10 protein-coding genes are annotated in these 8,678 nt (G+C 59.1%); 4 read left to right on the top strand and 6 right to left on the bottom strand.

The genetic code is table 11. The annotated features are described in order from the left end of the window. The 4 genes from B4F73_RS03705 to B4F73_RS03690 all read right to left on the bottom strand — a co-directional run. The coding region (locus B4F73_RS03705; protein ID WP_290481685.1) for a hypothetical protein at positions 1 to 629 on the bottom strand (629 nt) is incomplete at its 3' end. Positions 630 to 652: 23 nt separating this feature from the next. Further along, positions 653 to 1,174, bottom strand: coding sequence for a DUF805 domain-containing protein (locus B4F73_RS03700; RefSeq protein ID WP_290482532.1), 522 nt, complete (start codon positions 1,172 to 1,174; stop codon positions 653 to 655). 147 nt (positions 1,175 to 1,321) lie between these two features. Further along, positions 1,322 to 1,768, bottom strand: coding sequence for a DUF805 domain-containing protein (locus tag B4F73_RS03695; RefSeq protein ID WP_034816639.1), 447 nt, complete (start codon positions 1,766 to 1,768; stop codon positions 1,322 to 1,324). A gap of 162 nt (positions 1,769 to 1,930) precedes the next feature. Then, the gene (locus B4F73_RS03690; RefSeq protein WP_290482531.1) at positions 1,931 to 3,934 is read right to left on the bottom strand and encodes an acetyl-CoA carboxylase biotin carboxylase subunit; all 2,004 of its coding nucleotides are present in this window, start codon (positions 3,932 to 3,934) and stop codon (positions 1,931 to 1,933) included. Between the two features lie 143 nt (positions 3,935 to 4,077). Here B4F73_RS03690 and B4F73_RS03685 point away from each other — a divergent pair, with 143 nt between their 5' ends. Next, positions 4,078 to 5,055, top strand: a complete 978-nt coding sequence (locus B4F73_RS03685; protein ID WP_290482530.1) for a hypothetical protein — start codon at positions 4,078 to 4,080, stop codon at positions 5,053 to 5,055. On the opposite strand, the gene B4F73_RS03680 is transcribed toward B4F73_RS03685, so the two are convergent. Together B4F73_RS03680 and B4F73_RS03675 are read right to left on the bottom strand one after the other, a co-directional pair. Next, positions 5,052 to 5,504, bottom strand: coding sequence for an ion channel (locus tag B4F73_RS03680; RefSeq protein WP_206992262.1), 453 nt, complete (start codon positions 5,502 to 5,504; stop codon positions 5,052 to 5,054). The two genes, B4F73_RS03685 and B4F73_RS03680, sit on opposite strands and share 4 nt — an antisense overlap. Positions 5,505 to 5,520: 16 nt before the next feature. Then, positions 5,521 to 6,462, bottom strand: a complete 942-nt coding sequence (locus B4F73_RS03675) for a hypothetical protein (RefSeq protein WP_290478622.1) — start codon at positions 6,460 to 6,462, stop codon at positions 5,521 to 5,523. A gap of 147 nt (positions 6,463 to 6,609) precedes the next feature. On the opposite strand from B4F73_RS03675, the gene B4F73_RS03670 reads away from it, so the two are divergent. The 3 genes from B4F73_RS03670 to B4F73_RS03660 all read left to right on the top strand — a co-directional run. Beyond that, positions 6,610 to 7,425, top strand: coding sequence for an SDR family NAD(P)-dependent oxidoreductase (locus B4F73_RS03670; protein WP_206992260.1), 816 nt, complete (start codon positions 6,610 to 6,612; stop codon positions 7,423 to 7,425). 172 nt (positions 7,426 to 7,597) lie between these two features. Beyond that, positions 7,598 to 8,272, top strand: a complete 675-nt coding sequence (locus B4F73_RS03665) for a TorF family putative porin (RefSeq protein ID WP_034816626.1) — start codon at positions 7,598 to 7,600, stop codon at positions 8,270 to 8,272. 158 nt (positions 8,273 to 8,430) lie between these two features. Beyond that, on the top strand, positions 8,431 to 8,678 hold a 248-nt coding region (locus B4F73_RS03660; protein WP_290482529.1), incomplete at its 3' end, for a cation:proton antiporter.

Raw genomic sequence — 8,678 nt, 5'->3', positions numbered from 1 at the left:
AGCGGCATGGCCAGGCCCATGCCGCCGCCCATTGCCATCTGCATCTCTGTCGGTGGCGGTCCATCCGGACGGCGCGGGCCACGCGCTTCCTGCGGTGCCGCAGCATCTGTCTCTGCCGCCTCCCCGCCCTCTGCGGCGACAGTCTCTGCCTGAGCCGCCTTTGCCTGCTGGGCCTGATACTGCGCAGATCCTGACACCACACCTCCGGCAAATCCGAGCAAGCCAAGGAAGAGTGGGACGAGCACGATGGCGGCCTTCAGCGTCGAGCGGTTCGCTTCCGCAAACCGGCGCACATGCGCCACCCATGATGTGAACTCCGTGATGATCGTGAAGAAGAAGAACGGCAACAACAGCGCTGGTAGTGGAATGCCGACTGATTTGACCGGCTGCCACGCGCCTGACATGTCGGCGCCCGCAAGACCGGCAATGAAGGCAACAAAGACCGGCACGATGAATAGCAGCACCCGCCCCATGAACATGAAGGTCCACGCCCGGCTGAAATGCAGCTTTCCGGTCATGCCCATCGGGTTGAACAGGGTCTGAAACCAGTCCATCCGGGCCGGGTCGTCCCGCTCATCCCTGATCCAGGGGCGATGCGCATCGATGGGGGTCATTGTGTGATGGGTCATGCCGGCAGGGTCCTCTGGAGTGGTCAGGAATAGGTGTTGGACGTTGGGGTGCCGGATGTCGGCGGGCCATACCGGTTCGTTTCCAGATCGGTAGGCAGGCGCGCGGCGATGAAGCCGAGCAATGCGGTCGTCAGCAGGAAGCTGGCTAGCGAGGTCAGGGCGGTCAGGCGCTCGAATTCCTGAATGTTCTCAGTCAACGCATCCATCGCGCCGGACAGGTCGCTCCCGAATTGGGCATACATCTCGAACGCGACCGGTGACAGGATGGGCATCAACAGAGCGCTCACGATGCTGCCCACAATCCCGTAGCCAGCCAGGAACAGGAGATAGAACCAGCCCGAATGGCCAGCATCGTGCAGTCGCTTGGAGAACAGGCAGACATACACATAGACCATCGGATAAACGAGAATACCGAATATGGGCGAGATGAACGTGTTTGCCACTTGCACGATCATGAAGGCGGCCGTGATCACTGTCAGACCGCGCAGGAATGTGCGCGACCCGATACGGCCTTTTGACGACAAGAGGACATATCTCATGTCCATAGGATTTCTGTCTCCTCGATCCGGGTCCTCACACGGCAGGGCCATGTCGAACACTACGCGTCCTTATCAATAAACGATAAACTCTTGCAACAAAAAAGAGCCGGACGACTGTCCGGCTCCTCTGGATTTCGATTGCTGCGACAGCGCCTAAACGAACGTGTCTGCGGTACCAGCCATCGGATTTTTCGGGTCTGGGCCATACTTGTTCGGGCCAACCGTTCCGGGGATACAGGCAATTACAATCTGGGCAATCGATGCCAGGAAATTGATGAATGGGATGAAGCCGGCAATCACGAGACCGAGATAAATCCAGCCAGTCTGGTTGATATCGTGAAGACGGCGGATGAAGAGTGCGATGCTCGGAATGATCACGGCAAGGCCATACAAACCCATCAGCGCGAAGAAGATCATGCCGATCGGATTCATTTCACCGGTTTCGAAATTGCCGCCGAGGCCGAATGCGAGGGCCGCCAAGACCCCGAACACGATCAAATTGAAGAGTACGACCCACCAGTATTCCGAGCGGCGTGAGCGACCCTGAAAATCCACATAGCGGGAAAAGAACATTTTTACTGCATCTGGAAAACTGACCATCTCGGCCCCCTTTGAATTGCTTTCACCATGAAAGGCCGGTGCACTTTCGGTGCATCAGCGGCAAGGTCAAGGGATGACTCGTTAATCTCCCCCTGCCCCACAAGGCAGGATTCCGCGTCGATTTGGTTAGAGCAGGGTTAATAGTTCAGGCGTGAGCCGACCTTAGCCGAACTCCACCATGATCTCGTCGGCGGCCACACTGTCGCCAGCGCCGACATTGATGGCCTTCACAGTGCCATTGGCTTCGGCGCGGATGATGTTCTGCATCTTCATCGCCTCGACCACGCAGACCGCTTCGCCTTCCTGCACTTCCTGTCCAAGTTCGACATCCATCGAAACGACAAGGCCCGGCATGGGGGAAATGATCAGCTTGGACGTATCCGGCTTTTCCTTTTCCGGCAGGCGAGCGTGCAAATCGGCTACGTTCGGCGTGCAGACCAGCGCGCGCAGGGCAACGCCGCGATGACGAAACAGATAGCCTTCGGTCCGGTCAGCAAACTTCACGGCAAAGGGCTGCCCATCCAGCAGGCCTTCGACCAGATGCTGGCCCGGATACCAACCGGTGACCAGCGTGTGCGTCTTGCCCCCATTGATGGTGATCTCGGCTTCGCCATCTTCGCCGAGGTCCAATGTGACGGGGTGATGCTTGTCGCCCAGAATGACAATCCAGTCGCGGCGCGCATCCGGCGTCGGCGACATGCGGCCGCTCGTATCGGCGGCGCGGCGCGAGAAGAAGCCGTGCACATAGGCCGCAGAACAGATCAGCTGGATTTCCTGCGCTTCGGTCGGCTCCACGCCGTCAAAGCCGTCCGGGAATTCGTCCTTGATATAAGCGGTCGTGATATTGCCAGAGCGGAACCGCTCTTCGTCGATGACGGCCGCGATGAAGGGCATGTTGTCCTGGATGCCTTCAATATGGAACCGGTCCAGCGCCTCGCCATGCACGTCGAGCGCGGTGTCGCGATCCTTGCCGTGCGTGATCAGCTTGGCGATCATCGGGTCATAATACATGGAGATTTCGTCGCCCTCGCGGACGCCGGAATCCATACGCACCTCACCGCCAGCCAGCGCGCCTTCGGATGGCGCGTGGAAACGCTTCAGGCGACCAATCGATGGCAGGAAGTTGCGATACGGGTCTTCGGCATAGACGCGGCTTTCCACGGCCCAGCCATTGATCTTGATATCGGACTGTTTGAGCTTCAGCGTCTCACCATAAGCGACCCGCAGCATCTGTTCGACCAGATCAACACCGGTGATCATTTCGGTCACCGGATGCTCCACTTGGAGACGCGTGTTCATTTCAAGGAAGTAGAAGCCCTTGTCGGCGCCAGACGCCACGAATTCCACGGTGCCGGCGCTGTCATAGTTCACGGCCTTGGCCAGGGCCACGGCTTGTTCGCCCATCTTCTTGCGGGTTTCCGGGTCGAGCAGCGGCGATGGCGCTTCCTCGATGACTTTCTGATTGCGGCGCTGGATCGAGCATTCGCGCTCAACGAGGTAGATACAATTGCCATGCTTGTCGCCAAGCACCTGGATCTCGATATGGCGCGGCTCAAGAATGAACTTCTCGATAAAGACACGGTCGTCCCCGAAGGACGCTTTCGCCTCGGCCTTCACGGCCGGGAAGCCCTCTTCGACTTCCTTGTCATTGGCCGCAACCCGGATGCCCTTGCCGCCCCCGCCCGCGGACGCCTTGATCATGACCGGATAACCGATTTCCTTGGAAATCTTCACCGCTTCCTTGGTGTCTTCGATCAGACCCATATGGCCTGGCACGGTCGACACGCCGGCCTCGGCAGCCAGCTTCTTGGAGCTGATCTTGTCGCCCATCGCTTCAATGGCGTAGGCGTTCGGGCCGATCCAACCGATCCCCTCTTCTTCAAGCCGTTTGGCGAACACAGGGTTTTCGGACAGGAAACCGAAGCCAGGATGGATCGCCTCTGCACCGGTCTGGCGAACCGCATCAATGATCTTGTCGGCAACCAGATAAGATTCTGACGCAGGTGACGCACCAATATAGACAGTCTCGTCGGCCATCTCGATGGCCATGGAATCCGCATCGGCGTCTGAATAGACCACCACTGTCTGTACGCCCAGCCGTCGACAGGTCTTGATGACCCGAACTGCAATTTCCCCCCGGTTGGCGATCAGAATCTTTTTGAACATGCTGCCTCGATCCAATGTAAAGTCTTTCAGCGACTGCACTAAGCCGCCCGAAAGCCGATGTCCACAATTCCCATAGGGGAAGTCGGTTGCCACGATGCCGCAGATATGTTAGCAAGCGCTCACTACTTATGGAGATAGTTCTCATGTCCCGGATCATACTCGACCTCGATGCCCTGCTGGCCAATGGCCAGATCGACTCCTCCGAAGCCGCGCGCTTGCAGGGTTTCGCCCTGCCTGATCGCAGGAATGGTGTGCTGATAAACATTCTGCTGATTTTCGGAGCCATCTCGGTCGCCGGCGGCACGATCGCACTTGTGCCGAACGCCATAACCGGTCTCGTTCTGGCACTTGTCGCGTTGGGCGGCGCGGAATTCCTGCGCCGCAGCGCACGTGGAAATTCCCTGAAAACCCTCGGCATGGCGCTAACGCTTATGGGTACACTTGGCGTGGCAGGCTGGATCGGATGGGAATTCCGGGAAGTGGATGATGGCACGGTGCCCACCGTACTGATCGCACTGGTCATGACCGCGGCAGCGCTGTGGTTCCGTTCGGCACTTCTGGCAGCGTTTGCAGTCTTGTCCCTCGGTGCCATTCTTGGTTCTGGCACAGGCTACTGGCATGCCAGCTACGCCCTGTTCGTCGAAGAACCGACCATCACGATCCTTGTCTTCGGCCTGCTCGCCCTGGGTCTCTATCGTGCCCGCAATACCCTGTCAGACGCATGGAACAATCTGGTCACCGTCGCAGCACGCACGGCCATGTTCATGGTAAATTTTGCCTTTTGGGTGGGTTCGCTCTGGGGTGACCGGATTGGCGAACACTGGTTTGCGCCGCAGCGCTGGTCGGACCGGTCGGAATGGCGTGAAGCTGCCATTGCCATCCCCGACCATGTCTTCACCTTGGGCTGGATTGGCGCGCTCGTCGCCATGATCTTTACGTCACGCCGGAACAGCTTCCTGTCGATAACCTCAATCGTGTTCCTGACGATCCATGGCTACACGCAATATTTCGAGTATCTCGGCGCGAAACCGGAAACGCTGGTGATTGGCGGACTGGTTCTGGTGGGCCTGGCCGTAGCCGGGGCGCGCTTCTTCATGAAGCAGGACGTGGAACCGGCCTAGTCCTTGTCATCCAACTGCTCGATGCGCGCCTCGAAGTTGCGCACCCGAGCAGAAATCGAGACAAGGAATGCCGTCGACCAGCCGAGCAGCAGGAAACCAATGACGGATTCTGCTGCCGCCAGCATGCGCCAGTCCTTGTCGATCAGCACATCGCCATATCCCACTGTGGAAAAGGTCGAGGTAGAAAAATAGACGGCTGTTTCGACATCCGGAAACGTACCCAGCGCCAGATAGGTCAGCGTGAACACCCAGATCTCGATCGAATGGATGGCAAACAGGCTGAGCAGGACAAAGAAGATGGCGAGCCCCTGCCCGACCACGGTCGACAGGTTCACGTGCGGCACGTCCCGCTTGCGGATCACCGCAGACAGGGCCACCAGTCCCGCGAAGTGGATGGCAAACGTAATCGCCACCAGCGCTCCCGCCACAATCAGATTGAGCAAGAGCATGGCGAAATCCTCCGTTTTAGCGTGCCGCGACGACCAATCCGGCCAGCAAACCTGGCGCTTCACGGTTGAGGAAGTCAACCAGGGTATTGCTCGCCGTGGTGACCGGGTTCGGTGGCGGGCTCTTGCGCCACCAGCCAGTACGAGGTGGCGGCTGGGCAGGCTTTGATTTCGCGGCGAGGCTGGCAGTTCGGCGGGCCAGGCTCGCCCTTTCCGCTTCCCTACCCATTTGCTCGAACCAGCTTCCCTTGTCGAATCCCAGCGCAAGACACCCGACAAACTTGCCGGGATTGGGATCGTTCGGGTCAAGCCAATGCTTGCGGTTGAGCGCATGGCGTTCCGTGTGGGGATTGGGATGCGCGCGGGCGACCAAATGGTTCCCGATGGCCCGTGCAAACAGGAAGTTCCACGACGGGTCGTTCTCGCTGCCCTCTATGCTCTCCTGTGTGTGGAAGAGAATCGCTGCCTCAGCCCGGCTGACCCAGGGCGCATGCTCCGGGCCCGAAAGCAGAAGCGTTTCAGCGACGTTCCCCACGGATGTTGCATCTGCCTGATTATCCAGGATCATCTGGTCGCATAAATGGGATAACACAATCAAACCGAACCCATCGGGCGTCCCGCTGGCTTTGCGCAGCAGCCGCATGAACAGGCCTGCCAGATTGCGGTTGCGCAGCCTGTCCCCGATCGCGACCCGCTCCTGTAGCCAATCGAGATTGGCTGGCGTCAACGCCCCATTGGCGGCATCGCGGGCAAGCACATAACGCGCCATCACCCGGACAAACCGGCTGTCCCAGTCAGGGTCCGCTCCCCTCATTCGCGCATTGAAGTCGAACAGAGCCTGAGCCTCGGCATCAGATTGCGGCCCGCGTGAGCACATTTCCTGCGCGACCTGCCGCATATCCTCGCGTGATCGTCGCGAGACGGCCTGAATGCGCTGAATGATACTGGCCGACCTGACCATGGGTTGCTGTCTCCGGTATAGGCAGCGACGGGTACCAATGACGGGTTTCAGCTTTCTTGACCAATTCGGTGAAACCTGTTGCCACCATTGTTCAACGCCCCGTACATTCCAGCCCAGACACATATGAAAATTACGGGAGAAAACGCGATGACACAGCCAAAAGACCTCGCCGGGCGCAAGGCGATCGTAACCGGTTCAGCCACAGGATTGGGACGGTCAATCGCCTTGAAACTTGCCGAGCGCGGCGCTGATGTGATCATCAATTGCGCCAGATCCGTCGCGGAGGGCGAAGCGACCGCAGCGGACTGTCAGGCGCTCGGTTCGCAGTCGCGCCTTGTTCAGGCTGACGTGTCGACGGATGAAGGCTGTCGTAAACTGGCCGAGGCTGCGGCCCAGGCCGGGCGGCTGGACATTCTCGTCAACAATGCCGGCACGACCAAACACGCGCGCGACCATTCCGATCTGGACGCCCTGACCCGCGAAGACTTCCTGGACCTCTACGCAGTCAATGTCGCCGGTCCCTTTCTGATGATGCAGGCCTGCAAACCCCTGCTCATTGAAAGTCACCGTCAAACTGGTCGCGCCGCTGCTGTGCTGAACACATCCTCCATCGCGGGTGTTACGGGTATCGGCTCATCGGTGGCCTATGCGGCGACCAAGGGCGCACTCAACACGATGACCCTGTCGCTGGCCCGCGCACTGGCCCCGGAGATTCGGGTGAATGCGATTTGTCCGGGCTTTATCGGCACGCGCTGGTTCAAGGACAAGATGGATGAAGAGCAGTATCAGCGCATGGAAGCCTCCGTTGCGGCCGCGACACCGCTCAACGTGGCCAGCGGGCCCGACGATATTGCAGATTCGGCCCTTTTCTTCCTGACTGATGCCTCTCGACACGTGACGGGAGAGACGCTTTTGGTCGATGCTGGCACACATCTTGGGTACGCGCCGTTGACCGCACGGTGACCAAAACCAGAGCGCACAAGCCTAAGGCATTGTCGCGCCTGCGTGCACAAAATTCTGGCGTTCCGGTTGCCGTCCCGCAACCTCCATATTTTTGTTTCTGATCCCGGATAAAGCCGCGTCATCGTGGTTTTGGCGCTGGCAACAGCGCGATTCAACAACGGGGTACTAAAACATGAAACAACAGCTTTTCCGCGCAGGGGTAGCACTTGCAGCAATGCTGGCAGTGGCTGGCACGGCAGCTGCCGAGGGAGAATGGTCCGGTAACGTCGCTCTCAGCACAGACTATGTCTGGCGTGGCGTCTCCCAGTCCAATGAGGACATGGCCATCTCCGGCGGCTTCGACTATGCGAACGGTATATTCTATGCGGGTACATGGGCATCGAATATCGACTTCGAAGACGGTTCTGACTCCAATGTAGAGCTCGACCTCTACGCCGGCGTCGCCAGCGAATTCTCGAACGGCGTCTCCTGGGATCTCGGCGTCATCTATTATTCCTATCCGGACTCGGATGATGAAGACCTCGACTTCGTCGAACTGCAGGCCGCTCTGGGTTATGCTTTCGAAGGCGGAGTTGAAGTAGGCGGCGCCGTCTACTGGGATCCAGACAATGAGAGCGTCTATGTTGAAGGCTCTGCGGGGTATGCCTTCACCGACGCTTTCGCAGCTGACGTATCCGTCGGCAACTACTCCTTCGATGGTGGCGGCGACTACACCAACTGGTCGCTTGGTGGCACCTACTCGCTGCCAATCGGCATCGATGTGGACCTGCGTTACTGGGATACCGACATCGACGGTACGGACATCGCCGACGAGCGCATTGTCCTGACTCTCGCAAAGAGCCTCTAGCGCTCGGATATTCTTCACAAACTGTGCGCGAGACATTGCCCTCCTTCGCGTGCAGTCTGGTGAAGGCCGCCGGTTCCCTCGAGAGCTGGCGGCCTTTATTTTTGCGCAATCCTCCTTAAGTTGGGAGTTCGACTCCACCCAGAAGAAAGAGCTCCCCCATGGCCGCTGAAATGAGCCCTGCCGACGCCGTGGGCGCGCTCGTTCCCGCAATCACCCTGTTGGGGTTCGGCGCGGCAGCCGCCCTGGTGTCCCGGGCGCTCAATCTCAGCCCCATCGTTGGCTACCTCCTCGCGGGAATTCTGATCGGTCCGGGCATGCTGAACCTGATCCATGAGAGTGGCGGCACGCATTTGCTGGCCGAGCTCGGCGTGGTCTTCCTGCTCTTCGATATCGGCATGCATGTCTT

The organism is Hyphomonas sp. UBA3601 (assembly GCF_002375605.1).
Classification (GTDB): Bacteria; Pseudomonadota; Alphaproteobacteria; order Caulobacterales; family Hyphomonadaceae; genus Hyphomonas.
This window is presented reverse-complemented; position numbering and strand designations above follow the sequence as displayed.